Source organism: Comamonas kerstersii (assembly GCF_008801935.1).
Taxonomy (GTDB): Bacteria; Pseudomonadota; Gammaproteobacteria; order Burkholderiales; family Burkholderiaceae_C; genus Comamonas; species Comamonas kerstersii.
In genome coordinates this window covers 231,123-257,529 of sequence record NZ_VZOT01000004.1, presented here as the reverse complement: position 1 = coordinate 257,529, position 26,407 = coordinate 231,123, and the positions used below count along the sequence as shown (strand labels likewise).

The window sequence follows — 26,407 nt, the reverse complement described above, 5'->3', positions numbered from 1 at the left end:
ACTTGAAACCTCCGGCACAACCCTTAGTTACAAGCCAATCGACCAACAAATTTCAGAATTCGGAGCATTCAAATGGGAAAAATTATCGGTATTGACCTGGGCACCACCAACAGCTGCGTGGCTGTGATGGAAGGCAACAACACCCGCGTGATCGAAAACAGCGAAGGTGCGCGCACCACGCCTTCGATCGTTGCTTACCTGGAAGACGGTGAGATTCTGGTGGGTGCATCTGCCAAGCGTCAAGCTGTCACCAACCCCAAGAACACCATCTTTGCCGCCAAGCGTCTGATTGGCCGCAAGTTCGACGAAAAGGAAGTGCAAAAGGACATCGACCTGATGCCCTTCACCATCACCAAGGCTGACAACGGCGACGCCTGGGTGGAAGTGCGCGGCCAGAAGCTGGCACCTCCCCAGATCTCCGCAGAAGTGCTGCGCAAGATGAAGAAGACCGCTGAGGACTTCCTGGGCGAGCCCGTGACCGAAGCCGTGATCACCGTGCCTGCCTACTTCAACGACGCACAGCGTCAGGCGACCAAGGACGCCGGCCGCATCGCAGGTCTGGAAGTCAAGCGCATCATCAACGAGCCTACTGCTGCTGCACTGGCCTTCGGCCTGGACAAGGCTGGCAAGGGCGACCGCAAGATTGCCGTGTATGACCTGGGTGGCGGTACGTTCGACGTGTCCATCATCGAAATCGCTGACGTGGACGGCGAAAAGCAGTTCGAAGTGCTGTCGACCAACGGCGACACCTTCCTGGGCGGCGAAGACTTTGACCAGCGCATCATTGACTACATCATTGCCGAGTTCAAGAAAGAGCAAGGCGTAGACCTGACCAAGGACGTGCTGGCGCTGCAACGCCTGAAGGAAGCTGCTGAAAAGGCCAAGATCGAGCTGTCGAACTCCACACAGACCGACATCAACCTGCCCTACATCACGGCTGACGCCTCCGGTCCCAAGCACCTGAACCTGAAGCTGACCCGCGCCAAGCTGGAATCGCTGGTGGAAGACCTGATCGAGCGCACCATCGCTCCCTGCCGCACTGCCATCAAGGACGCAGGTATCTCTGTGTCTGACATTCAGGACGTGATCCTGGTCGGTGGTATGAGCCGCATGCCCAAAGTGCAGGAAAAGGTCAAGGAATTCTTCGGCAAGGATCCCCGCAAGGACGTGAACCCTGACGAAGCCGTGGCCGTGGGTGCTGCCGTGCAAGGCCAGGTGCTGGGTGGTGAGCGTTCCGACGTGCTGCTGCTGGACGTGACCCCTCTGTCTCTGGGTATCGAAACCCTGGGCGGCGTCATGACCAAGATGATCACCAAGAACACGACCATTCCCACCAAGTTCTCGCAGACTTTCTCAACCGCTGAGGACAACCAGCCTGCAGTGACCATCAAGGTCTACCAGGGCGAGCGTGAGATGGCTTCGGGCAACAAGCTGCTGGGTGAATTCAACCTGGAAGGCATTCCTTCCGCTCCTCGCGGCACGCCCCAGATTGAGGTGACTTTTGACATCGACGCCAACGGTATCCTGAACGTGTCCGCCAAGGACAAGGGCACTGGCAAGGAAAACAAGATCACCATCAAGGCCAACTCCGGTCTGTCGGAAGAAGAAATCCAGCAGATGGTCAAGGACGCGGAACTGAACGCCGCAGAAGACAAGAAGAAGCTGGAGCTGGTGCAGGCCAAGAACCAGGGCGAAGCCGCTGTCCACAGCGTCAAGAAGAGCCTGGGCGAGCACGGCGACAAGCTGGAAGCTGCCGAGAAGGAAGCGATTGAAGCTGCCGTCAAGGATCTGGAAGAAGCCCTGAATGGTTCCGACAAGGACGCCATCGAGGCCAAGACCACTGCCCTGATGACTGCCAGCCAGAAGCTGGGCGAGAAGGTCTACGCCGAAGCCCAGGCTGCGGCAGCTGCAGGCGGCGCTGCCGAAGCTGGTGCAGAAGCTGCACAGGCCAAGCCCGCAGGCTCCGGCGACGACGACATCGTAGACGCTGAAGTCAAGGAAGTGAAGAAGTAATTGGACGCAGAGCGGCATTCCTGACCGCTTGCCGCCGCGCTGCCGCCTCAACTGGGGCGACTTGCGCGGCGTTCCTGTTTTAACCGGCTGCACATCACATGTCCAAACGCGACTATTACGAAGTTCTGGGCGTCTCCAAGACGGCCTCGGACGATGAAATCAAGAAGGCCTACCGCAAGCTGGCCATGAAGTACCACCCTGACCGCAATCAGGGTGAAAAAGGCAAGGAAGCCGAAGAGAAGTTCAAGGAGGTCAAAGAGGCCTACGAGATGCTCTCGGACGGTCAGAAGCGCGCAGCCTATGACCAGTACGGCCATGCCGGCGTAGACCCCAACAGTGGCATGGGCGGCGGCTTTGGTGCCGGCGGTTTCGCCGAAGCTTTTGGCGACATCTTTGGCGATATGTTCGGCGGCGCACGCACACGCGGCGGTCGCCAGGTCTATCGCGGCAATGATCTGAGCTACTCCATGGACATCACCCTGGAGGAAGCGGCCAAGGGCAAGGATGCCCAGATTCGCATCCCCAGCTGGGACAGCTGCGATACCTGCCATGGCAGCGGTGCCAAGCCCGGCACCAGCCCCAAGACCTGTACCACTTGCGGTGGTCAGGGCTCGGTGCAGATGCGCCAGGGCTTCTTCAGCGTCCAGCAGACCTGCCCCCACTGCCGTGGCACGGGCAAGATCATTCCCGAGCCATGCCCAAGCTGCAGCGGCCAAGGCAAGATCAAGCGCCAGAAGACGCTGGAGGTCAAGATTCCCGCGGGTATCGACGATGGCATGCGCATCCGCTCCAGCGGCAATGGCGAGCCCGGCGTCAACGGCGGCCCTCCCGGCGACCTGTACATCGAAATTCGCGTCAAGGAACACGACATCTTTGAGCGCGACGGCGATGACCTGCACTGCCAGGTGCCCGTGAGCTTTATCACGGCAGCGCTGGGCGGTGAGATTGAAGTGCCGACCCTGCAAGGCAAGGTGGCGATTGACATCCCCGAAGGCACCCAGGCTGGCAAGCAGTTCCGCCTGCGTGGCAAGGGCATCAAGGGTGTGCGCTCCAGCTACCCCGGTGACCTGTACTGCCACATCGTGGTGGAAACACCCGTGAAGCTGACGGAGTACCAGCGCAAGCTGCTGCGCGAGCTGGAAGAATCTCTGAAAAAGGGTGGCAGCAAGCACTCGCCCAGCGCAGACAGCTGGACAGACAAGCTCAAGCGTTTCTTTAGCTAAAGCCACAACCTCACTGCAAACCCCGCCCTGGCGGGGTTTTTTCTTGCCTGCTTTCTATGGATTGACGCAATAAGCCTGCATAAATCAAGGTTTTAATCAAATTAATGCGATTTCAGAAATTTCAGAAAATCAATCAATCTTTATAAAACAATGACTTATATACAAAGGGTTAACCCTTGGAAAGCAAAACCAAAGGTTTCCGCAGTAAGGCTCCACACATCACCAACTCTTATATAAGACGCCCAGCAAGAAAAGCCCAGCATTCCTAGAATCGCCACACTTTAGAAATTTGTGGAATTGCTATGTCTACCCCCTCTACTCCTGCGCCTACCCCCATGTGGGTGCGCATTTTTGGCGTAGTACTGGCCCTGGTTGGCCTGGCACTGCTGCTGGGCGGATTACGCCTGGCCACGCTGGGCGGCTCCTGGTACTACCTGATCGCAGGTCTGGCCACGCTGGTATCCGGCGCACTGCTGGTGCGCGGCAAAGCCCAGGGCGGCCTGCTGTACCTCGTCGTCGTCATTGGAACCGCTGTATGGGCGCTGGCCGAAGTCGGCACCGCGTTCTGGGGTCTTGTGCCTCGCCTCGCTCCCGTGCTGGTGCTGGGTTTTGTAGCTGCGCTGGCAGTACGCAGCCTGCGTCCTGAAGCCAAAAAGCTGGCAATGCCCGCTGCAGCCGTTCAAGCTGTCGTACTGGTAGCTGGCGCGGCATCGCTGACCACTCCACACAACACCATTGAGAACACAGCCAGCAAGGGTGTGGACATCGTCAACGATATACCTCTGGTGACCGATGCTCAGAGTGAAGCCAACAGCTGGAAATACTACGGTGGCAATGCTGCCAGCCAGCGCTTTGCGGCTTTTGACCAGATCAATGCCGACAACGTCGACCAGCTGGAAGTGGCATGGACATACCGCACCGGCGCACAAACTGGCGGCGGCAATGAAGACCAGAACACCCCGATCCAGGTCGGTGACTCAGTCTACCTGTGCACACCACAGAACAAGGTGATTGCACTGAACGCCGAAACCGGCGAAGAAAAGTGGAGCTTTGACCCACAGGCCAAGGAAAACAAGTGGTGGAGCCGCTGCCGTGGCGTAGCCTACTACGAAATGCCCGCACTGCAACAAGCCAAGGCTGCCAACCCGCAAGCACCTGCTGGCAAGTGCGAAGCACGCATCATCACCACCGACAAGCAGGCTCGCATGTGGGCACTGGATGCGCAAACTGGCGAGATCTGCCAGAGCTTTGGCGACACCGACAAGGGTTATACCGACCTGAGCGTTGGCATGGGTGAGTACCAGGACTTCTATTACATGCCTACCTCCCAGCCTCTGGTGGCGGATGACCGCGTGGTCATTGGCGGCTGGGTCTGGGACGGCAAGAAGACCGAACAGCCTTCGGGCGTAGTGCGTGCCTACAACCTCGTAGACGGCACATTGGACTGGGCTTGGGACCTGGGCAATGCAGCCAACACCAAGCTGCCTGCCGATGGTGAAACCTATACCAAGGGCACACCCAACTTCTGGTCCAACGGCTCCTATGACGCCGAACTGGATCAGGTGTACCTGCCACTGGGCAATGCCACGCCTGACTTCTGGGGTGCCCACCGCACGCCAGAGATGAATGAGTTCTCGACCTCCATGGTCGCGCTCGATGCCAAGACCGGCAAGCTGGCCTGGAAGTACCAGACCCTGCACATGGACACCTGGGACTATGACAACGGCACCCCTCCCACTTTGATGGACCTGCCAGACGGCAAGGGCGGCATGAACAAGGCGCTGGTGGCCGCCACCAAGACCCACCAGCTGTTCCTGCTGGACCGTACCAATGGCCAGCCTCTGGCTGAGGTGCAAGAGCTGCCCGTGTCGCAAGCCACCATGGCAGGTGATGCACCGGCTTCGGCCACCCAGCCCTTCTCCACAGGCATGCCCCAGGTAGCGCCCATGGAGCTGAGCGAGGCCGACATGTGGGGCGCCACCATGTTTGACCAGCTGTACTGCCGCATCAAGTTCAAGCAGCTGAACTATGAAGGCCCCTACACCAAGCTGACCGACAAGATGACCCTCATCTACCCCGGTTACTACGGTGGCTTCAACTGGGGCGGCCATGCGTTTGACCCACGTACCAACATGTACTTCGTCAACGACATGCGCATGCCACAGATCGGCTTCCTGGCACCTCAGGACCAGGCTGCGGACATGCTGGCCAAGCTCAAGGCAGAAGACGGCATGCACAAGTCGGCATGGGCCACCCACGTCCAGGAAGGCACCCCCTTCCAGTCGATCCGTGGTGCGTTCAATTCCTTCCTGGGCCTGCCTTGCCACCAGCCTTCGTGGGGCAATCTGACCGCCATCGACATGAACACCAAGAGCATCGCCTGGCAAGTGCCTCTGGGCACCGTGGCTGGCTCGCAAATGGCTGGTGTGACCGTGGATGCCACCATCCCCGTGGGCATGCCTTCGCTGTCCGGCCCCATCACCACAGCCGGTGGCCTGACCTTCTTTGCAGGCTCCATGGACCGTTACATCCGTGCCTTTGACAACAAGACTGGCAAGGAAGTGTGGAAGTACCGCATGCCCGTGGGCGCGCAGGCGACCCCCATGTCCTACCTCTCGCCAGAGTCGGGCCGCCAGTTTGTGGTGGTCTCTGCGGGCGGTGCACGCATGACCCCGGAAAAGGGTGACTACGTGATCGCCTTCGCGCTGCCCAAGCAATAAGCACTGCGACCATGCAAAAAAAGGGTGGCGTATCAGCCACCCTTTTTTATGTGTGGCAGGCCACTGCAAGCCTATGCTGCATGCATGGGCTCTGGAGCCAGCCCACAGGACATGCGTCGCCAGAACCTACGATTTGCCGACGAATGCTTGCGCACCTTGCAAGCAGCTTTATCTTTTTCAGAAACATGCATTCCTTTCCCCGCTCCACCCAAAGCCAGGCCATTGCCATTTTGCTCAGTGGCTTGAGCCTGAGCGCTTGGGCGCAAGAGACGCCCCCCACACTGGATACCGTGGAAATCCGCTCAGCCACCAATGGAGCCAGCCTGCAGTCCCTGCCCACCTCGGCCACCGTGCTGGACGGTGAGCACATGCGTGAACACCAGCTGCAGGTCAACCTATCCGAAGGTCTGGCCAGCGTACCCGGCCTGCAGATCAAGAACCGCCAGAACTACGCACAGGACTTGCAGCTTTCGATCCGCGGCTATGGTGCACGTTCCACTTTTGGCGTGCGTGGTGTACGTCTGTATGTCGACAACATCCCTGCCACCATGCCTGATGGCCAGGGCTCGCTCTCGCACATCGATATTGGCAGCATTGAGCGCGTCGAAGTGCTGCGCGGCCCCTACTCGGCCCTGTACGGTAACTCGTCCGGCGGCGTAGTCAGCATCTTTACCGAAACACCGGAAGGCAAGCCTTTTGTGGAAGCTGGCGTGGCCTTTGGCAGCAATGGCCAGAAGCGCTTTTCCGCCAAGGCCGGCGGCGAAACCGCCCAGGGCCTGAGCTATCTGGTCAGCGCCAGCCGCTTTCTGACCGATGGCTACCGTGCGCACAGCGCTGCTGACCGCAATGTGGGCAATGTGAAGCTGTCTGCCGCCATTGGCGACGATGCCCGCTGGACCCTGGTGGCCAATACCATGAAGTCCAGTGCGCAGGATCCGCAGGGGCTGACATGGGACCAATACCTGGCCAACCGCAAGCAGCCTTCCGTGGTGGCAGAGCGTTTTAACACCCGCAAGTCGCTGGAACAAACCCAGGTCGGCATGACGTACGAGCGCCGCCTCAGCGGCACGCACAGCATCGCGCTGATGGCCTATGCCGGTCACCGTTCCATGGAACAGTACCAGTCCATTCCCTTGACCAACCCCGACACTGGCTATCCCATTCAAGAAAACCCCAAGCATCCAGGCGGCGTGATTGACATGTCTCGCAACTACGCTGGGGTAGATGCACGCTGGACTGCAAACTTCAGCGAAGCACCTGTACCCGTCACCTTGACGGCTGGTATTGCAATCGACCGGGTCGTTGAAGATCGCAAGGGCTATAGAAACTACACCGGCAATGCTTCTGCCCCAACAGCGCTTGGCATCAAAGGCGAACTGCGCCGTGATGAGAAAAACACCATCACCAATATTGACCCCTATGTGCAGGCCACCTGGAAGCTGGCCCCCACCTGGACGCTGGACACCGGCCTGCGCTACAGCCGCGTGAAGTTTGATACCCAGGACAACTTCATCCAATCAGGTAACCCCGACGACTCCGGCAAGGTCACGCACCGCAAGGCGCTGCCCGTGGTGTCGCTGGCCCATGCACTCACACCGGATGACACCGTCTACGCCAGCGTAGGCCGCGGCTTTGAAACCCCGACCTTTGCCGAGCTGTCCTACAGCCCTAACAACATCAATGGTCTGAACCTGAACCTGCAGCCCAGCGTGAGCACCCAATATGAGCTGGGCTATCGCCAGCGCCTGCGTGGCAGCGTCAAGGGCCAGTGGAGCGCTGCTGTATTCCACTCGCAGACCAGCGATGAAATCGTCAGCGCCGGTGGTACCGGGGGCCGCACCACCTACCGCAACGCTGGCAAGACCCGCCGCCAGGGCGTAGAGCTGCAGGCCGATATGCACCTGACCCCAAAGTGGCAAGTGCAGGCGGCCTACACCTATCTGGACGCCACATTCCGCCAGGCTTCGGGGGACGCTGCCATGGGCAATCAGCTGCCCGGCCTGTCCAGGCAGAACATGTTTGTGGCCACCAGCTACCAGCTGACCCCTGCATGGAAGCTGGGCCTGTCTGCACAGCACGCCAGCAAGGTGTTTGTGAATGACAGCAACAGCGAAGCCGCACCCGCCTTCACCATTGCCTCGGCCAGCGTGGGCTACACCAAGGATATGGGCGACTGGCGCCTGCATGCGTTTGCGCGTGTGGACAACCTGTTTGACCGCAACTATGTGGGCTCCGTCATCGTCAACGATGGCAACGGCCGCTATTACGAAAGCGCACAAGGCCGCAACTGGGCTACCGGCGTAAACCTGCGCTACAACTTCTAAATTTGCAGCAGACTGACTGGTCGCCTTTGAGCGCAGACCACTCCCAAATCAGGAGCTGCCTGCGCTTTATTTTTGCCATTTTTAAGCACAAATGCTTATCAAAGCCAGATTTGATATGCACTAACCGCTCTCTTTTTAATAAGAAAAAAGCATAGACATCGTGAAACGCGATGCCTGACCTGCGTTTTATCTGGCATCGTCTTCGCACCGCGCGATGACAAACGCATTTTCATGACGCAAAATGACATCAACTTCTCAAAACGAGAAGACTGAAAACATTCCCCCCGCCATGAAGAATTCCGAACGCAGTTTTGCTCGTCGTATCGACCTGACCTCCTTGCAACTGTTCGTCGCCGTGTGCGAACTGGGCAGCATTGGCCGCGCTGCTGAGCGCGAATACATTGCCGCCTCTGCTGTCAGCAAGCGCCTGTCTGATTTGGAAGCGGCCGTCGATACCGCGCTGCTCTACCGCCACAGCCGTGGCGTGACCCTGACCCCCGCTGGTGAAAGCCTGCTGCATCACGCTCGCAACGTGCTGTACGGACTGGAGCGCATGCAGGGCGAGCTGTCCGAGTACGCCGACGGCATCCGTGGCCATGTGCGCATGCACGCCAACATCTCGGCCATCGTGCAGTTCCTGCCTGAAGACCTGGGTGCCTTCAGCAAGGACCACCCCCAGATCAAGATTGACCTGCAGGAGCACCTCTCGGCCGACGTGCTGCAGGCTGTGCACGAAGGCACAGCCGACATCGGCATCTGCAACATGGGCCAGGCCAATACCAATGGCCTGCAGACCAAGCCTTACCGCACTGACCGCCTGCTGCTGGTCGTGCCACAGGACCACCCCCTGGCCAAGCGCGAAAACATCTCGTTTGAAGAAGTGCTGGAATGGGACGTGGTGGGCCTGCAGGGCGGCAGCTCCATCAGCCTGGCCATGCGCGGCGCGGCAGCCCGCTCTGGCCGCCCCTTGCAACAACGCATTCAGGTCACAAGCCTGGATGCCATGTGCCGCATGATCGACAACGGCCTGGGCGTGGGCATCATCCCCGACCGCGCGTTCGAACTCATGCATGGCGTGGGCCGCTTAAAGAGCGTGCCACTGACCGACAGCTGGGCCCAGCGTACGCTGAGCCTGGTCGCGCGCGACTTTGACGCCCTGCCAGTGACATCGCGTTTGCTGGTGGAGCACCTCGGCAAAGGCTGGGTGCCACCCGTCAAGTCGGCTGCCTAAAATTTACCGAGACAACTTCCCACCCCACGAAGCAGAGAACAACATATGGGCCGCACGCTTTACGACAAGATTTTTGACGAGCACGTCATCCACACCGAAGAAGATGGCACCTCCATCCTCTACATCGACCGCCATCTGGTGCACGAAGTCACCAGCCCCCAGGCTTTTGAAGGGCTGCGTCTGGCAGGTCGCAAGCTGTGGCGCATCAGCTCTGTGGTGGCAACGGCCGACCACAACACGCCCACCAATGGCTGGGAACTGGGCTATGACGGCATTGCTGACCCCATCAGCAAGGAACAGATCACCACGCTGAATACCAATATTGCCGAGTTTGGCGCTGCCGCTTTCTTCCCCTTCATGAGCAAGGGCCAGGGCATTGTGCACGTGATGGGCCCTGAGCAGGGCGCCACCCTGCCCGGCATGACCGTGGTCTGCGGCGACAGCCACACTTCCACCCATGGCGCCTTTGGCGCACTGGCGCACGGCATCGGCACCTCGGAAGTCGAGCACGTCATGGCCACGCAGACCCTGCTGGCCAAGAAGGCCAAGAACATGCTGGTCAAGGTCAACGGCAAGGTGGCGCCCGGCATTACCGCCAAGGACATCGTGCTGGCCATCATCGGCAAGATCGGCACCGCAGGTGGCACGGGCTACACCATCGAGTTCGCCGGTGAAGCCATTCGCGATCTGTCCATGGAAGGCCGCATGACCGTGTGCAACATGGCGATCGAAGCCGGTGCCCGCGCCGGTCTGGTGGCTGTGGACGACAAGACCATTGAATACATCAAGGGCCGCCCCCTGGCACCTACAGGCGCGGAGTGGGATGCTGCCGTGGCCTACTGGAAGACGCTGCACTCCGACGCAGACGCCCAGTTCGACCGCGTGGTGGAGCTGAACGCCGCCGAGATCGTGCCGCAGGTGACCTGGGGTACATCGCCCGAAATGGTGCTGGGCGTAGACGCTACCGTGCCCGATCCTGACAAGGAACAGGACCCCAACAAGCGCAACGCCATCGAGCGCGCGCTGACCTATATGGCGCTGGAGCCCGGCAAGCCGCTGAGCGACATCTGCGTGGACAAGGTGTTCATCGGCTCGTGCACCAACAGCCGCATCGAAGACATGCGCGAAGCCGCAGCTGTGGTGAAAAAACTGGGCCAGAAAGTGGCCAAGAACGTCAAGCTCGCCATGGTGGTTCCCGGCTCTGGCCTGGTCAAGGAGCAAGCCGAGCGTGAAGGTCTGGACCAGATCTTCAAGGCCGCTGGTTTTGAATGGCGTGAACCAGGCTGCTCCATGTGCCTGGCCATGAATGCCGACCGTCTGGAGCCCGGCGAGCGCTGCGCCTCCACGTCCAACCGCAACTTCGAAGGCCGTCAGGGCGCGGGTGGCCGCACCCACCTGGTCAGCCCTGCGATGGCAGCCGCTGCCGCCATCCACGGCCACTTCGTGGACATCCGCAAATTCGCCTAACCCTTGTGCCACACGGACTGCGAGAGAACTTTGCCATGAAGCCCTCTTTCACCATTTTGCTCCTTGGACTGGCCTTCACCCTGGCTGCCTGCAGCACCGTGCAGGGCCTGGGCCAGGACATCCAGAAAGCCGGCAACGCCATTGAGCGTGCAGCCCGTTAAAGCGCCACTGAATACCGAGAGACACGTTATGCAGAAATTCACCGTGCACAAGGGCCTGGTAGCCCCCATGGACCGCGAGAACGTCGACACCGATGCCATCATTCCCAAGCAGTTCCTCAAGTCGATCAAAAAGACCGGCTTTGGCGTGAATGCTTTTGATGAATGGCGCTACCTGGACCAGCCCGGCCAGCCCGGCGTGCCTGAATCTCAGCGCAAGCCCAACCCCGACTTTGTGCTGAACCAGCCCCGCTACAAAGGTGCGAGTATCCTGATTGCGCGCAAGAACTTTGGCTGCGGCTCCAGCCGCGAGCACGCCCCCTGGGCGCTGGACCAGTACGGCTTCCGCGCCATTCTGGCCCCCAGCTTTGCCGACATCTTCTTCAACAACTGCTTCAAGAACGGCCTGCTGCCCATCGTGCTGCCCGAGGCCACGATTGACCTGCTGTTCCACGAAGTAGCGGCCTTTCCCGGCTACGAGCTGACCATTGACTTAGAGCGCCAGGTCATCGTGCGCCCCCAGGGTGAAGAGATCCCCTTCGACGTCATTCCTTTCCGCAAGTACTGCCTGCTCAACGGCTTTGACGATATCGGCCTGACCCTGCGCCACGCCGACAAGATCAAGGCCTTCGAAGCCGAACGTCTGGCCCAGAAGCCCTGGCTGGCCCACACCCTGGTGCAGGGCTAAGCCTCGCCACATCTATAAATCTATAAATAAAAGAGCTGCTTGCGCTTGATCTGCAAGGTTTTCCAATAGAAAACTATCTGAAAACAAGCAATACCAAGCGCTTGCAGCTATCAAAGTTGAGGAAACACCATGACAAAGATTGCAGTCCTGCCCGGTGATGGCATTGGCCCGGAAATCGTCGCTGAAGCCGTGAAAGTGCTCAACGCACTGGATCTGAACCTGGAGATGGAAACCGCACCTGTGGGCGGTGCCGCCTACGAAGCTGCGGGCCACCCCCTGCCTGAAGCCACGCTGAAGCTGGCCATGGAATCGGACGCCGTGCTGTTCGGCGCCGTGGGCGACTGGAAGTACGACACGCTGGAGCGCCGCCTGCGCCCCGAGCAAGCCATTCTGGGCCTGCGCAAGGCCATGGGCCTGTTCGCCAACTTCCGCCCTGCCATCTGCTACAAGGAACTGACCCACGCTTCCAGCCTCAAGCCCGAGCTGGTCGCTGGCCTGGACATCCTCATCATCCGTGAGCTGACGGGCGACATCTACTTCGGCCAGCCCCGCGGCCGCCGCACGGCCGAAGACGGCCACTTCCCCGGCACCGAGGAAGCGTTTGACACCATGCGCTACTCGCGCCCCGAGATCGAGCGCATCGCCCACGTGGCCTTCCAGGCCGCGCAAAAGCGCAGCAAGCGCGTGACCAGCGTGGACAAGGCCAACGTGCTGGAAACCTTCCAGTTCTGGAAAGACATCGTCACCGAAGTCGGCAAGCAGTACCCAGACGTCGCACTGGACCACATGTACGTGGACAACGCCGCCATGCAGCTGGTCAAGGAACCCAAGCGCTTTGACGTGGTCGTCACCGGCAATATGTTTGGCGACATCCTGAGCGACGAAGCTTCCATGCTCACAGGCTCCATCGGCATGCTGCCTTCGGCTTCGCTGAACTCCAAGGGCCAGGGCCTGTACGAACCCAGCCACGGCTCGGCCCCCGACATCGCTGGCAAGGGCATTGCCAACCCGCTGGCCACCATCCTGTCGGCCGCGATGATGCTGCGCTTCTCTCTGAACCAGGAAGCTGCAGCCCAGAAGATCGAAGCTGCGGTGCAGAAGGTGCTGGCCGATGGCCTGCGCACTGCCGACATCTACAGCGAAGGCACGACCAAGGTCTCCACCAGCGAAATGGGTGATGCCGTCGTCGCCGCGCTGGCAGCGGTCTAAAACGAACAGCCGCGTGGCCCATGCAGTCACGCGGCTTTTTGGATGCAGCTAAAGCCTGCTCAGCAAATTTCAGGCCTTGTGCGTACGGTTTACGGTCACAATGCCAGCAATCACTCCCACGGCGGGAGGAAATTAGATTCTCTAAAGCCGCATTAGTTAAGCTACAATCCTCGCACAATGTTTGCCGCACACTCCCCCACTGCCTCTCACATCCAAGCCTTGCTGGCAGATGTGGCCGTGCGCGCGACAACCATTACGACGATTAAAGGCTGACCCAGCCCGGTTCGTCGTGCGCCCTTGTACCGGCCAGACGAGCCGGGTGCAGAAAGCCAGATTGAGCACTTCTTCACATCTGTTTTTGCAACATCTCTCTTAAGGGCGTTTCAACAATGAGCAAGCAATTGGTAGGTTTGGTGGGCTGGCGCGGCATGGTCGGCTCCGTTCTGATGGACCGCATGCAGGCCGAGGGCGACTTTGACCTGATCGAGCCCGTGTTCTTCTCCACCTCCAACGCTGGCGGCAAGGCCCCAGCCATGGCCAAGGCACACACTGAACTGAAGGACGCCAACGACATCGCCGAGCTGTCCAAGTGCGACATCATCATCACCTGCCAGGGTGGCGACTACACCAAGGAAGTCTTCCCCAAGATCCGCGCGGCGGGCTGGCAAGGCCATTGGATTGACGCTGCTTCTTCCCTGCGCATGGAAGAAGACGCCGTCATCGTGCTGGACCCCGTCAACGAAGACCTGATCCAGAAAAAGCTGGCCGCAGGCGGCAAGAACTGGATTGGCGGCAACTGCACCAACTCCATCCTGCTGATGGGCCTGGGCGGCCTGTTCAAGGCGGGTCTGGTGGAGTGGGTGTCTTCCATGACTTACCAAGCCGCATCGGGTGGCGGTGCCAACCACATGCGCGAACTGCTCAAGGGCATGGGCGTGATCCACGCTGCCGTGGCGGACCAGCTGGCCACCCCCGCTTCCGCCATTCTGGACATCGACCGCAAGGTCGCCCAGACCATCCGCGAAGATGTGCCCACCGAATTCTTCGGCGCACCGCTGGCTGGCGGCCTGATCCCATGGATCGACGTGCAGCTGCCCAACGGCCAGTCCAAGGAAGAGTGGAAGGGCCAGGCCGAAGTCAACAAGATCCTCGGCACCGAAGCCACCATCCCTGTCGACGGCCTGTGCGTGCGCATCGGCGCCATGCGCTGCCACTCTTTGGCTTTGACTTTGAAGCTGAAGAAGGACTTGCCACTGGAAGAAATCGAAGCACTGATCAAGGGCGGCAACCCCTGGGTCAAGTTCGTGGCCAACGACCGTGCTGAGACCGTCAAGGAATTGACCCCAGCGGCCACCACCGGCGGCCTGGAAGTGGCTGTGGGCCGCGTGCGCAAGCTGAACATGGGCGGAGAATACCTGTCGGCCTTCGTGATCGGCGACCAGCTGCTGTGGGGTGCTGCCGAGCCCCTGCGCCGCATGCTGCGCATTCTGCTGGCCAAGTAATCAAGCCCCTGCCTGCACTGCAAAGGAAGCTTCGGCTTCCTTTTTTCGTGCCCGTCTTCCGGCAGAATGTCTCCGCCAGACAACAGTAGGACACCAATGCGCTGTGCATCTTTTGATCTGACATGCCCTACCCCATCGCCTTGCACGTCACTGAAGCCTTGGCTCCTGCTTCGCTTGACATAATGGAGCACGCTCACAGCATTCCAGCGCCAAAACAGCCTGTTTTTTGCTCCTTGGTCTTGCTTGTCACCCTCTGGCAATACTGCTAATGTCAGCGCATCCATTGCGCTGGGGGGAATCTGGGCGCACCTCCGATAAGAACACTGGCCGAAACCTAGCGGCCATACATTTTGAACGTGACCACAAACATGCATCGTTGGAAACTTTCAGCTCTGGCCGCGGCCGCCTTTGCCACCACCGCATTCACCAGCCTGAGTGCCTCTGCCTTGACCCTGGGTGCATTGCGCGTTGATTCTGCGCTGGGCGAGAGCCTGCGCGCTGAAATTGCCATTCCACAGGCCACGCCTGCAGAGTTGAGCAACCTGATTGTGCAGATCGCGCCCCCCGAAGCCTTCCGAGCCCGTGGTCTGGACTACAGCGCTGCAGCCAGCTCCATCAATGTGCAACTGGTCCAAAAGCCTGATGGCACCGCCCTGTTGCAACTGCGCAGCAATGCGCCACTGAACGATCCCTTTGTCGATCTGATCGTGGACACGCAATGGAACACCGGCAGCATGCAGCGCAGCTACACCCTGCTGCTGGACCCTCCTTCCACCCCGCGCAGCGCAGCACCTGCAACTGCTGCGGCACCACAGATCACCGCACCGCAGGTCACTGCTCCAGCACCTGTATCGGTCACAGGCAAGACTTACTCCTCCAGCCCACGCATCCGCGCGACCACACCTCCCGCCCAGCCAGTCGCGGCAGCTACGGCACCAGCTCCTGCTCCTGCCGGCGCTCAGAATGAAGCCGTGCGCGTGCGCTCCGGCGACACTGCGGGGCGCATCGCCAACGCCAACCGCCCTGCAGGTGTGTCGCTCGACCAGATGCTGGTCGCCATGCTGCGCAGCAACCCCAATGCCTTTATCAACGGCAACGTCAACCGCCTGCGTGCTGGCACCGTGCTGCAGATGCCCAGCCGTGAACAGGCACTGGAGACTTCCGCCCAGGAAGCGCGCCAGATCGTCGCCGCCCAAAGCCGTGACTTCAATGCCTACCGCCGCAGCCTTGCCGCCAAGGCACCTCAGGCCGCCGTGCAGGCTGCTGCACGCAGCGCCAGCGGCCAGGTACAGGCCCAGGTGTCTGAAACCCGTGCCAATGCAGAGACCGCAGACAAGCTGACTTTGTCCAAGGGGGCCATCCAGACTGCCGCAGAAGAAGAAGAAAAGCTGGCCGCACATAAACAGGCCGAAGCGCAGGAAAGCCGCCTGTCTGAGCTGCAGCGCAACCTGGCAGAACTCAACGAGCTGGCACAGAGCAGCACACCAGCGTCTGCCAACGCCAGCACCCAGCCTGCTGAAACACCTGCAGCCCCTGCAGCGGCTACAGCGGCTCCTGCAGACAGCCAAGCTGCTGCATCGGCAGAGGCTAATGCCTCCCTACCTGCCGTAGAAGTGGCCAGCGCCAATGCGGCGCTGATCGAATCCAATGCCAGCGCTGCTGCCGATGCCACACCCGCTGCCAGCAGCAACGAAGCCCCACCAGCAGCGCCTGCCGAAGAGCCAGCGCCCAAGCCAGCTGCTGCACAACCCCGCCCAGTTCCAGCACCTGCGCCCATGCCTGTGGAAGAGCCCTCGCTGCTGGACAACCCGCTGGTTCCTGCCGGTGGTGCACTGATTGCCATCCTGCTGGGTCTGCTGGGCTACAGCACCTGGAAGCGTCGCCGTGCAGCACAGGCTGCAGAGCAAGACCCCAGCCTGGGTGACAGCCAGCTCCACCCCGACACCTTCTTTGCCGGCAGCGGCGGCCAGCACGTGGACACCACGGATGCTGCAGCCACCACCATGGCCTACGCGCTCAGCCAGCTCGATGGCGGTGCAGACGTAGACCCCGTCGCCGAAGCCGATGTCTACCTGGCCTATGGCCGTGATGTGCAGGCAGAGGAAATCCTTAAGGAAGCCCTTCGCACCCAGCCTGAGCGCACGGCCATCTACGTCAAGCTCGCAGAAATCTATGCCAAGCGCGAAGACGCCAAGGCACTGGAAGACATCGCCCGCAGCCTGCAGCCACACACCGAAACTGGCTCTTCCGAGTGGCAGCGCGTCACGGCACTGGGCCGCCAGCTTGCACCACAGAACCCCCTGTATGCAGATGCGGCCGATGCAGCCAGCAACGCCCCCGCTGACAAGCCAGGCTCCGGTTTTGCCGCAGCCTTGCAAGCCAGCACAGCCGCTGCCGCAACGGGTGCTGCAGCAGGCGCACTGGCCAGCGATACAGACACTGCATCCAGCCCTGAGCTGCCCATTCTGGATCTGTCTGCCGCATTTGCCGAGCCTTCGGAAACTGCGCCAGCGACTCCGGCCACAGACACCACTTCGTCTGCGTCCGAAACCAAAGGCGATACCAGCGCGCTGGACAGCCAGCTGGACCTGTCTTCCCCCTTCACACCGTCCGAGCCACCATCGCTGGAGCAGGACACAGTGCAGGACAACGACAGCATCAGCGATGCACTGGATCTGGACCTGTCGGGCTTTGAAGCCAACTTGCCACAGAGCCAGAGCACACCGGCCACGGAACCTGCCGCTGCTGCCGACCAGCTGGACGACGGCCTCAACTTCGATCTGAATATCGAAGCGCCCGCAGCGGAGGCTGCTCCCGCAGAAACACCAGAAGCACCGTCGGCCCCTGCGCCAGACACCAGTCTGGACTTTGACCTGGGCTCTCTGAACCTCGACCTGGGCACAGACACCAGCGCCGAGCCTGCAGACAATGCCAAGCCCATGCACAATCTCGCCGATGATCCCCTGTCCACCAAGCTTGACCTGGCCAGGGAATTCAACGCCATTGGCGACAGCGAAGGTGCACGCGCCCTGATTGAGGAAGTGCTGGCCGAAGCCAGCGGTTCGCTCAAGGAGCGTGCACAGAAGATGCTGTCCGAACTTGATTGATGCATTTTTCTGAAGCGGCTGCGGCCGCTTCCCTAGGAGCCAGCATGCGTATAGCCCTCGGGCTGAGCTACAACGGCCAAGCCTATAACGGCTGGCAAAGTCAACCGAACGGCAATACCGTTCAAGACAAACTCGAAGCGGCCCTGGGCCGCTTTGCTACTGAAAAGATCTCCACTTTGTGTGCTGGGCGTACCGACGCCGGTGTACATGGCCTGATGCAGGTCGTGCACTTTGACACCGACATCGTGCGCCCCGAAAACGCCTGGGTGCGCGGCACCAATACCTTTTTGCCACCCGACATTGCCGTGCAGTGGGCACGCCATATGCCGGATGCCTTCCACAGCCGCGCCTGCGCCACCTCACGCCGCTATGCCTATGTGCTGCTGCAATCGCCCGTGCGCCCCAGCGTGGAAGCCGGGCGCGTGGGCTGGGTGTTCAACCCTCTGGATGGGGATGCCATGCGCAAGGCAGCATCCTGCCTGCTGGGCGAGCATGACTTCAGCTCCTTCCGCGCAGCTGCCTGCCAGTCGCTGACCCCCATCAAAACCCTGCACCGCATTGACATCACGCGCCGCAGCATTTCCTCCGCGCAGCACCGCGACATGGAATGCTGCTACTGGCGTTTCGAGTTTGAGGGCAACGCCTTTTTGCACCACATGATCCGCAACATCATGGGCTGCCTGATCTACATTGGCCAGGGCTCCCACCCCCCTGAGTGGATGCAGCAGGTGCTGGATGCACGTTCGCGCGATGCGGCAGCCCCCACCTTCTCTCCCGATGGCCTGTACTTCATGGGGCCGCGCTACGATGCGCAGTGGGGCCTGCCTGACCATGTGCCCGGCTTTGACTGGCTGCCTTAAGCATTAAATTGCCCTCTAGCGCTTATGAATACTGCGTTGAATGCTCCTGTTTCCCGTACCCGCATCAAAGTCTGTGGCCTGACCCGTGCGTGTGACGTAGATGCTGCCGTGGCAGCCGGGGTGGATGCCCTGGGCTTTGTGCTCTACCCCAAAAGCCCACGCGCCGTGAGCCTGGCACAGGCGAGCAGGCTGATCGATCGTCTGCCGCCCCTGGTCACACCTGTGTTGCTCTTTGTGAACGCCAGCCAGGAGGAGGTAGATGCAGCATTGCACGCCATTCCCCACGCCTTGCTGCAGTTTCATGGCGATGAAAGCCCGCAAGTCTGCACAAGGCTGAGCCAGCAAGGCCGCGTGCGCTATCTGCGGGCAGCACGCATTCCCCTTGGCGATGCAGCCCGTGACTTTGACCTCGTAGAATACGCGCATCAGTACTCTCAGGCCCAGGCCATTTTGCTAGACGCCCATGTGGACGGCTACGGTGGCGCAGGCAAAGCATTCAATTGGTCACTGCTTCCACCAAGCGTCAGCGCTCACCTCGTTTTGTCTGGTGGACTTACGCCTGCAAACGTGATCGATGGCATCCGCCAACTGCGCCCACGCTGCCTGTCTCTGGCAGTTGATGTCAGCTCCAGTGTAGAAGCTACATGCCCTGACGGCAAGCCGCTCAAGGGCATCAAGGATGCTGAAAAAATTCAACGCTTCGTCGCTGCAGTACGCACCGCCGACGCCCAAATTGCCCTTAATCCTGATGTTTGAATACTCTTACCCCGATGCCAGCGGCCACTTCGGCCCTTACGGTGGCAGCTTTGCCAGCGAAACGCTCACTCACGCCCTGAATGAGCTGCGTCAGGCCTATGCCAAGTACCAGAACGATCCGGAATTCATTGCTGAATTCCAGTCCGAACTGGCCCACTTCGTGGGTCGTCCCTCGCCGGTCTACCACGCAGCCCGCATGTCCCGCGAAATGGGCGGCGCGCAGATCTACCTCAAGCGTGAAGACCTCAACCACACCGGCGCGCACAAGATCAACAACGTGATCGGTCAGGCCATGCTGGCCAAGCGCATGGGCAAGACGCGCATCATTGCCGAAACTGGCGCAGGTCAGCACGGGGTGGCTACTGCCACCATCTGCGCACGCTATGGTCTGGAATGCATCGTCTACATGGGTGCCGAAGACGTGAAACGCCAAAGCCCCAACGTCTACCGCATGAAGCTGCTGGGCGCGACCGTGATCCCCGTGGAATCGGGCTCCAAGACGCTCAAGGATGCGCTCAACGAGGCCATGCGCGACTGGGTGGCCAATGTGGACAACACCTTCTACATCATCGGCACGGTTGCAGGCCCTGCCCCCTACCCTGCCATGGTGCGCGATTTTCAGAGCGTGATTGGCCAGGAGTGCCTCACGCAGATGCCCGAGCTCTTCAAGGAACTGAAGATGGCCGCCGAGCAGCCCGATGCCGTTGTGGCCTGCGTGGGCGGTGGCTCCAACGCCATGGGCATCTTCTACCCCTATATTCCGTTCGAAAACACCAAGCTCATCGGCGTGGAAGCTGCCGGCGAAGGTCTGGATACAGGCAAGCACGCTGCCTCGCTGCAAAAAGGCAGCTCCGGTGTGCTGCACGGCAACCGTACCTTCATCATGCAGGACGACAACGGCCAGATTCTGGACACGCACTCCATCAGTGCAGGCCTGGACTACCCTGGCGTGGGTCCCGAGCACGCCTGGCTGCAGGAAATCGGCCGTGCCCAGTACGTGGGCATTACCGACAAGGAAGCGCTGGATGCCTTCCACTACCTGTGCCGTGCCGAAGGCATTATTCCTGCGCTGGAATCCAGCCATGCCATTGCCTACGCCATGAAGCTGGCCAAGACCATGAAGACCGAAGAGTCCATCCTGGTCTGCCTGTCCGGCCGTGGTGACAAGGACATCGGCACTGTGGCCGATCTGTCCGGCGTTGATTTTTATGACCGCCCCAGTTCACGCGGTCTGTCCGTCAAGGGAGGGCCTGTTGCATGAGCCCTAATCAGTCTCGTATTGCCGCTACTTTTGCCAAACTGAATGCCGAAGGCCGCAAGGCCCTGATTCCTTTTGTCACTGCGGGCTATCCATTTGCTGCCATCACGCCTTCGCTGATGCACGGCATGGTGGAAGCCGGTGCTGACATCATCGAACTGGGCGTGCCGTTTTCCGACCCCATGGCCGACGGCCCGACCATTCAGAAGGCTGGCGACCGCGCCATTGCCAACGGCGTGGGCCTCAAGCAGGTGCTGGGCTATGTACGTGAGTTCCGTCAGAAAAACCACACCACCCCCGTGGTGCTGATGGGCTATGCCAACCCCATCGAACGCTATGACCAGCTGCACGGCGAAGACGCTTTTGTGCGTGACGCTGCTGAAGCCGGTGTAGATGGCATTCTGGTGGTGGACTACCCTCCAGAAGAAAGCGAAAGCTTTGCTGCCAAGCTGCGCGCACACGGCATGGACCAGATTTTCCTGTTGGCGCCCACCAGCACGGACGAGCGCATTCAGCAGGTGGCACGCATTGCCAGCGGCTATGTCTACTACGTTTCGCTCAAGGGCGTGACGGGCTCCAATGCCCTGGACATCGAAGATGTGGCAGCCATGATGCCCCGCATCAAGCAGTACGTGAATCTGCCAGTTGGCGTAGGATTCGGCATCCGCGATGCGCAGACGGCCCACGCTGTGACCGAGATTGCCGATGCCGCCATCATCGGCAGCCGCATCATCCAGCTGCTGGAAGACCAGCCCCACGAAAAGATTGTTCCCCTGGCCATTGACTTCTTGCGCGGTGTGCGCAAAGCGATGGACGCATAATGTGCGACCCTTGGCCTGCCGGTGCACAGCACCGGCACAGCCCGATCGCCCTGAAAAGGAAACCGTATGTCTTGGCTCGAAAAACTTTTACCCGCCAAAATTCAGCAAACCGAAGCTAAGGATCGCCAACAGCAGATTCCTGAAGGTCTGTGGATCAAGTGCCCCAGCTGCGAATCGGTGCTGTACAAGACCGATCTGGAAAGCAACCAGAACGTCTGCCCCACCTGCGGCCACCATCACCGCATCAACGCGCGTGCACGTCTGAACCATTTCCTCGATGGCGAAGGCCGCTATGAAATTGGCCAGGAAGTCCTGCCTGTGGACCCACTGAAGTTCCAGGACAGCCGCAAGTACCCCCAGCGCCTGAAAGAAGCGATGGAAAACACCGGTGAAACCGATGCACTGGTGGTGATGGGCGGCTCCGTCAAGGGCATCGAGCTGGTCGTGGCCTGCTTTGAATTTGACTTCATGGGCGGCTCCATGGGCTCCGTGGTGGGCGAGCGCTTTGTGCGTGGCGTGGAAACCGCCATCGAGCAGAAGGTGCCTTTTGTGTGCTTTACCGCCACCGGCGGCGCGCGCATGCAGGAAGGCCTGCTGTCGCTGATGCAAATGGCCAAGACCAATGCAGCGCTGACCCGTCTTGCCAAGAAGGGCCTGCCCTACATTTCCGTGCTGACCGACCCCACCATGGGCGGCGTGTCTGCCGGCTTTGCCTTCATGGGCGACATCGTCATGGCCGAGCCCAAGGCGCTGATCGGCTTTGCCGGCCCCCGCGTGATTGAAACCACCGTGCGTGTGAAGCTCCCCGAAGGCTTCCAGCGCTCCGAATTCCTGCAGGAAAAGGGTGCCGTGGACATGATCGTGGACCGCCGCGAGCTGCGCGAAACCGTGGCCTCTACGCTGGCCATGCTGCAGCGCCTGCCTGCTGACGCCGTGGTGCAAGACTAAGCGCTCTTCGCACGCACAAAAAAGGCTCCTTATTCAGGAGCCTTTTTTATGGCTGAAGCCGCCGCAACGGCGACATGCGCGCTTTGTCCATTGTCAATACAGCACGCCCAGCGCAGTCAGCTGCAGATGGCCCAGCACCATCATCAGCACCTGCAAAATGACAATCGCTGCCAGCACGGACAGATCCACGCCACCTACCAGCGGAATCACCTTGCGCAGCGGGCGCAGCAGCGGCTCACTCAGGCGGTACAGCACGCCTGCAATCGGCGACTGTGGCTGCACCCAGCTCAGGATGGCATAGACGATAAGAATGCCAATCAGCCCCGTGAGCACCATGCGCAGCAGGCCAAAGCAGGCCAGCAGCACAATCATGACGGGGTTGCCCACCGCGCCCAGCAGCAGCCAGACCAGCACATACTGCGCCAGCATGACCAGCAACGCCCCAGCCAGGCTGGACAAGTCGTACTTGCTTCGGTTGGGAATGAGCTTGCGCAGCGGCATGACCAGCCAGTCCGACAGCGCGAACACCAGTTGCCCGATGGGGTTGGAAAACGGAATGCGCTGGGCCTGCATATACAGACGCAGCAGACAGGCACCGGCCACCAGGCCGCATGCCACTTCCAGCAAGAACTGAAGAATTTGAACAATCATGTAGTTTGAAAGCGCTTGGAACACTACGAGAAAAGCCAGCTCCACAGGCAAGAGTGCGGGACTTCTGCCTACGCGAGCACTGCGGCACTGCAGGCCATCATATCCAGCGTATCGCCGTAATGCTCCATGAATCCTCCTCTGACCCTGGTTTCTCTACCCCTGTTCCCGCTGCGCACCGTACTGTTTCCGGATGGCAGGCTGACGCTGCGCGTCTTTGAACAACGCTACCGCACCATGGTGCGCTGCTGTCTGGAGCAGGACGCCCCCTTTGGCGTGGTAACACTGACACATTCCCAGAACGAAGCTGCAGAGCAGCCCGCCCAGGGACGCTTTCATCCCCTGGGTACGCTGGCCAAGATCACGCAGCTTTCTGCCATCAGCCCCCAGCTGGCACTGCTGCAGGGCCAGGGCTACGAGCGCTTTCGCATCACCAGCACACGCCAGCTGCAAAGCAGCATCTGGGTGGCAGATGTGCAATTGCTGCCACCAGACATGTCCATGGCCATTCCCCCCGATCTGGCCCACAGCGCCACTGCACTGCGCCAGGTGCTGAACAAACTGCCGCAGCAGCCGATCATGCTGCCCGCCAGCGATGTGCGCTGGAATGAATGTGGCTGGGTGGCCAACCGCTGGTGCGAGCTGCTGCCGCTGGATACAGACCTGCAACTGCAGCTGCTGGAGACGGCCAGCCCCTTGCTGCGGCTGGAGCTGGTCACCGATGCGCTGGAGCGCGCTGGCATTGTGTGACACAAAAAAATAGCAGCTTGCGCTTGTTCTGCAAGCAATTGAAGGTGATTTCCATCTGAAACCCAGTAAATACAAGCGCTTGCAGCTATTTTTTTATTTTTTCATGCCCTGTCTGCTGCACGATCAGCCAGAAAGCCTTGTAATTGCACGCCATGCATGCACCGGGATGCACAAAAACCTAAAATAGCGGGTTTTGGCAAGTCTTACCAGCCACTGCGCTGCGCTCATCCATGTCTGAACCACAAAACACACCTGCAGCAGAAACCGCTGCCCCCCAGGACGAAAACAAACTCATCGCTGAGCGCCGCGAAAAACTCAAAGCCTTGCGCGAAGCTGCCAAGGCTGCAGGTACAGCGGCATTCCCCAACGATTTCAAGCCTGCTGACCGTGCCCTGCCCCTGATCGAAGCCCACGGCGAGAAAGAAGCCGAAGCGCTGGAAGCTGAAGGCCTGAGCGTATCCGTAGGCGGCCGCATGATGCTCAAGCGCGTCATGGGCAAGGCCAGCTTTGCCACCGTGCAGGACGCTACCGGCCGCATCCAGGCCTACATCACCCGCGACGCCGTAGGTGAAGAGGTCTATGCCGACTTCAAGAAGTGGGACCTGGGCGACATCATTGCCGTCGAAGGCACGCTGATGAAGACCAAGACCGGCGAGCTGTCGATCAAGGCCAGCAAGATCCGCCTGCTCACCAAGAGCCTGCGCCCCATGCCCGACAAGTTCCACGGCATGGCTGACCCCGAGCAGAAGGTGCGCCAGCGCTATGTCGATCTGATGATGAACGAAGACGCACGCAAGCGCTTCGTGGCACGCTCCAAGGCAGTGGCTGGTATCCGCGAATTCATGGTGGAGCACGGCTTCCTGGAAGTGGAAACCCCCATGCTGCACCCCATCCCCGGCGGTGCCAACGCCAAGCCCTTCATCACCCACCACAATGCGCTGGACCAGGACATGTACCTGCGCATTGCGCCTGAGCTGTATCTGAAGCGCCTGATCGTCGGTGGCTTTGAGCGCGTGTTCGAGATCAACCGCAACTTCCGTAACGAAGGTATCTCGGTGCGCCACAACCCCGAGTTCACCATGATGGAGTTCTACGCCACGTACTGGGACTACCAGGACCTGATGAACTACACCGAGCAGCTGATCCGTGACGCCGCCATGAAGGCCGTGGGCACGCTGCAGTGCACCTACGGCGGCAAGCCGGTGGACCTGGCCAAGCCTTTCGAGCGCCTGACCATCCCCGAAGCCATCGTGAAGTACACCGAAGCCGGTGACAACGTCACCAGCCGCGACTGGCTGATCAACGCTCTGAAGAAGCTGGGCATGAACGAGGAAAAGGACAAGCTGTCCACCCGCTCACTGGCCAGCCTGCAGGTGCTGTACTTCGAAGAAGTGGTCGAAGAAAAGCTGTGGAACCCCACCTTCATCATGGAGCACCCCACAGAAATCTCGCCACTGGCCCGTGCCAACGACCAGCGCCCCGAAGTGACCGAGCGCTTTGAGCTGTACATCACCGGCCGCGAATTCGGCAATGGTTTCTCGGAGCTGAACGACGCCGAAGACCAGGCCGCACGCTTTAATGCCCAGGTCGAAGCCAAGGACAGCGGCGACGACGAAGCCATGTACTTCGACCATGACTTTGTGCGCGCGCTGGAATACGGCATGCCCCCCACAGGTGGCTGCGGTATCGGTATCGACCGTCTGCTGATGCTGCTGACTGACAGCCCCAGCATCCGTGACGTGATTCTGTTCCCTGCTCTGCGCCGCGAACAGATCTGAGCACATTCATAGCCGCAAGCGATAAGGTGTGTCCGGCTGCGCCGGGCGCACCTTTTTTTGTCATGCATCTGGCAAAAACCCAAAAACCAGCCTGGCTTTGCATCAATGGCTGACAAATAGCTACCATGAACACCGCCTTGCCTGCAGCAGCCACCAGCTGTCTGCATGCTTTTTGAACCAGAGGAATTGATTGTTGTGACTTTGTTCGATCGCCTTGCCAACCTGCGCCACCATCTGCCAGCGTGGCTGCACGAATGGGTGGAAATCGTTATCCCCGTCTTACAGATTCTGCTGATTATTGGCGTGGCCTGGCTGCTGCAGCGCATGCTCAAGCGCCTGGTGCAGCGTGCCAGCCATCACTACGACTTCCCCGATGAGCTGCTGCGCCCGGTACATGCTGTCGTGCGCTGGCTGATTGTGGCGGGCTCCCTGCTGCTGGTGCTGGAACGTCTGGGCGTGTCTGCCAGTGTGCTGTGGTCGGCCTTCACGGGCTTTGCCACCGTAGGTGCGGTTGCATTTTTTGCGGCCTGGAGTGTGCTGTCCAACCTGTTCTGCGCCTTCCTGATCTTTACCGTAGGCCCCTTCCGGGTGGGTGATCATATTGAAGTGCTGGACACGGCCGAAAAGCCCGGTGCACTGGGCCGCGTCGTGGATATCAACCTGCTCTACACCACGCTGGAAGATCTGACCACCGAGCAGCCCGGCTCGCTGATCCAGGTGCCCAACGCCCTGATCTTTCAGCGCGTGGTGCGCCGCTGGCGTGCGGGCACACCGGTGCCCACCCACCGCGTACAGCGCGCAGCCGAGGCCGCCATGCCCACGCAGGCCGTGCCGGCTGACAACAGCAAGCAGCCATCACACACGCCCATCATTCCCTGAAACAAAAAACGCTGCCCTGATCTGGCAGCGTTTTTTTATGGTCTTTCAGGACTCTAACGCCCATGCA

20 protein-coding genes are annotated in these 26,407 nt (G+C 60.3%); 19 read left to right on the top strand and 1 reads right to left on the bottom strand.

Going from position 1 to position 26,407, the window contains the following annotated elements; genetic code table 11:
* Nucleotides 1-72: 72 nt before the first annotated feature.
* From dnaK to accD, 16 genes are all read left to right on the top strand, one after another.
* Nucleotides 73-2,013: a molecular chaperone DnaK gene (gene dnaK / locus F7P80_RS08485; protein ID WP_151044003.1), complete on the top strand. Its 1,941-nt coding sequence runs from the start codon at nucleotides 73-75 to the stop codon at nucleotides 2,011-2,013.
* A gap of 98 nt (nucleotides 2,014-2,111) precedes the next feature.
* Entirely contained in the window at nucleotides 2,112-3,236 is a 1,125-nt protein-coding gene (dnaJ, locus tag F7P80_RS08480) for a molecular chaperone DnaJ (RefSeq protein ID WP_151044001.1), read from the top strand.
* Nucleotides 3,237-3,538: 302 nt separating this feature from the next.
* Nucleotides 3,539-5,956, top strand: coding sequence for a membrane-bound PQQ-dependent dehydrogenase, glucose/quinate/shikimate family (locus tag F7P80_RS08475; protein ID WP_151043998.1), 2,418 nt, complete (start codon nucleotides 3,539-3,541; stop codon nucleotides 5,954-5,956).
* Between the two features lie 185 nt (nucleotides 5,957-6,141).
* Nucleotides 6,142-8,280 (top strand): TonB-dependent receptor family protein, encoded by a 2,139-nt coding sequence (locus F7P80_RS08470; RefSeq protein WP_151043995.1) that lies wholly within the window; start codon nucleotides 6,142-6,144, stop codon nucleotides 8,278-8,280.
* Nucleotides 8,281-8,569: 289 nt separating this feature from the next.
* Nucleotides 8,570-9,511 (top strand): LysR family transcriptional regulator, encoded by a 942-nt coding sequence (locus tag F7P80_RS08465; protein ID WP_151043992.1) that lies wholly within the window; start codon nucleotides 8,570-8,572, stop codon nucleotides 9,509-9,511.
* Between the two features lie 45 nt (nucleotides 9,512-9,556).
* Nucleotides 9,557-10,978, top strand: a complete 1,422-nt coding sequence (gene leuC, locus F7P80_RS08460; RefSeq protein ID WP_151043989.1) for a 3-isopropylmalate dehydratase large subunit — start codon at nucleotides 9,557-9,559, stop codon at nucleotides 10,976-10,978.
* A gap of 35 nt (nucleotides 10,979-11,013) precedes the next feature.
* A complete protein-coding gene (locus F7P80_RS08455) occupies nucleotides 11,014-11,139 on the top strand; it encodes an entericidin A/B family lipoprotein (RefSeq protein ID WP_151043986.1) in 126 nt (41 codons plus the stop codon).
* A 28-nt stretch (nucleotides 11,140-11,167) separates the two neighbouring features.
* On the top strand, nucleotides 11,168-11,824 hold the full coding sequence (gene leuD, locus F7P80_RS08450) for a 3-isopropylmalate dehydratase small subunit (RefSeq protein WP_054067426.1): 657 nt from the start codon (nucleotides 11,168-11,170) through the stop codon (nucleotides 11,822-11,824).
* A 129-nt stretch (nucleotides 11,825-11,953) separates the two neighbouring features.
* Nucleotides 11,954-13,033: a 3-isopropylmalate dehydrogenase gene (leuB, locus tag F7P80_RS08445; protein ID WP_054067427.1), complete on the top strand. Its 1,080-nt coding sequence runs from the start codon at nucleotides 11,954-11,956 to the stop codon at nucleotides 13,031-13,033.
* A 389-nt stretch (nucleotides 13,034-13,422) separates the two neighbouring features.
* The gene (gene asd / locus F7P80_RS08440; protein ID WP_151043983.1) at nucleotides 13,423-14,535 is read left to right on the top strand and encodes an aspartate-semialdehyde dehydrogenase; all 1,113 of its coding nucleotides are present in this window, start codon (nucleotides 13,423-13,425) and stop codon (nucleotides 14,533-14,535) included.
* A 368-nt stretch (nucleotides 14,536-14,903) separates the two neighbouring features.
* A complete protein-coding gene (locus tag F7P80_RS08435) occupies nucleotides 14,904-17,642 on the top strand; it encodes a motility hub landmark protein FimV (protein ID WP_151043980.1) in 2,739 nt (912 codons plus the stop codon).
* A 44-nt stretch (nucleotides 17,643-17,686) separates the two neighbouring features.
* Nucleotides 17,687-18,502, top strand: a complete 816-nt coding sequence (gene truA, locus F7P80_RS08430; protein WP_151043977.1) for a tRNA pseudouridine(38-40) synthase TruA — start codon at nucleotides 17,687-17,689, stop codon at nucleotides 18,500-18,502.
* A gap of 24 nt (nucleotides 18,503-18,526) precedes the next feature.
* Entirely contained in the window at nucleotides 18,527-19,258 is a 732-nt protein-coding gene (locus F7P80_RS08425; RefSeq protein WP_151043974.1) for a phosphoribosylanthranilate isomerase, read from the top strand.
* Nucleotides 19,251-20,519 (top strand): tryptophan synthase subunit beta, encoded by a 1,269-nt coding sequence (gene trpB, locus F7P80_RS08420; RefSeq protein ID WP_054067431.1) that lies wholly within the window; start codon nucleotides 19,251-19,253, stop codon nucleotides 20,517-20,519. The genes F7P80_RS08425 and trpB overlap by 8 nt, the downstream gene beginning before the upstream one ends.
* Entirely contained in the window at nucleotides 20,516-21,337 is an 822-nt protein-coding gene (gene trpA, locus F7P80_RS08415) for a tryptophan synthase subunit alpha (RefSeq protein ID WP_151043971.1), read from the top strand. The genes trpB and trpA overlap by 4 nt, the downstream gene beginning before the upstream one ends.
* A gap of 66 nt (nucleotides 21,338-21,403) precedes the next feature.
* Nucleotides 21,404-22,285, top strand: coding sequence for an acetyl-CoA carboxylase, carboxyltransferase subunit beta (gene accD / locus F7P80_RS08410; RefSeq protein WP_054067433.1), 882 nt, complete (start codon nucleotides 21,404-21,406; stop codon nucleotides 22,283-22,285).
* 93 nt (nucleotides 22,286-22,378) lie between these two features.
* Here accD and F7P80_RS08405 read toward each other — a convergent pair whose 3' ends face one another.
* Entirely contained in the window at nucleotides 22,379-22,936 is a 558-nt protein-coding gene (locus F7P80_RS08405; protein WP_054067434.1) for a YggT family protein, read from the bottom strand.
* A 126-nt stretch (nucleotides 22,937-23,062) separates the two neighbouring features.
* Here F7P80_RS08405 and F7P80_RS08400 point away from each other — a divergent pair, with 126 nt between their 5' ends.
* From F7P80_RS08400 to F7P80_RS08390, 3 genes are all read left to right on the top strand, one after another.
* Nucleotides 23,063-23,683 carry an LON peptidase substrate-binding domain-containing protein gene (locus tag F7P80_RS08400; protein WP_151043969.1) on the top strand — a complete coding sequence of 207 codons (621 nt, stop codon included), beginning with the start codon at nucleotides 23,063-23,065 and terminating at the stop codon, nucleotides 23,681-23,683.
* Nucleotides 23,684-23,913: 230 nt separating this feature from the next.
* Nucleotides 23,914-25,461 (top strand): lysine--tRNA ligase, encoded by a 1,548-nt coding sequence (gene lysS / locus F7P80_RS08395; protein ID WP_151043966.1) that lies wholly within the window; start codon nucleotides 23,914-23,916, stop codon nucleotides 25,459-25,461.
* Nucleotides 25,462-25,626: 165 nt separating this feature from the next.
* The gene (locus tag F7P80_RS08390; RefSeq protein WP_151043963.1) at nucleotides 25,627-26,340 is read left to right on the top strand and encodes a mechanosensitive ion channel family protein; all 714 of its coding nucleotides are present in this window, start codon (nucleotides 25,627-25,629) and stop codon (nucleotides 26,338-26,340) included.
* Nucleotides 26,341-26,407 lie beyond the last annotated feature (67 nt).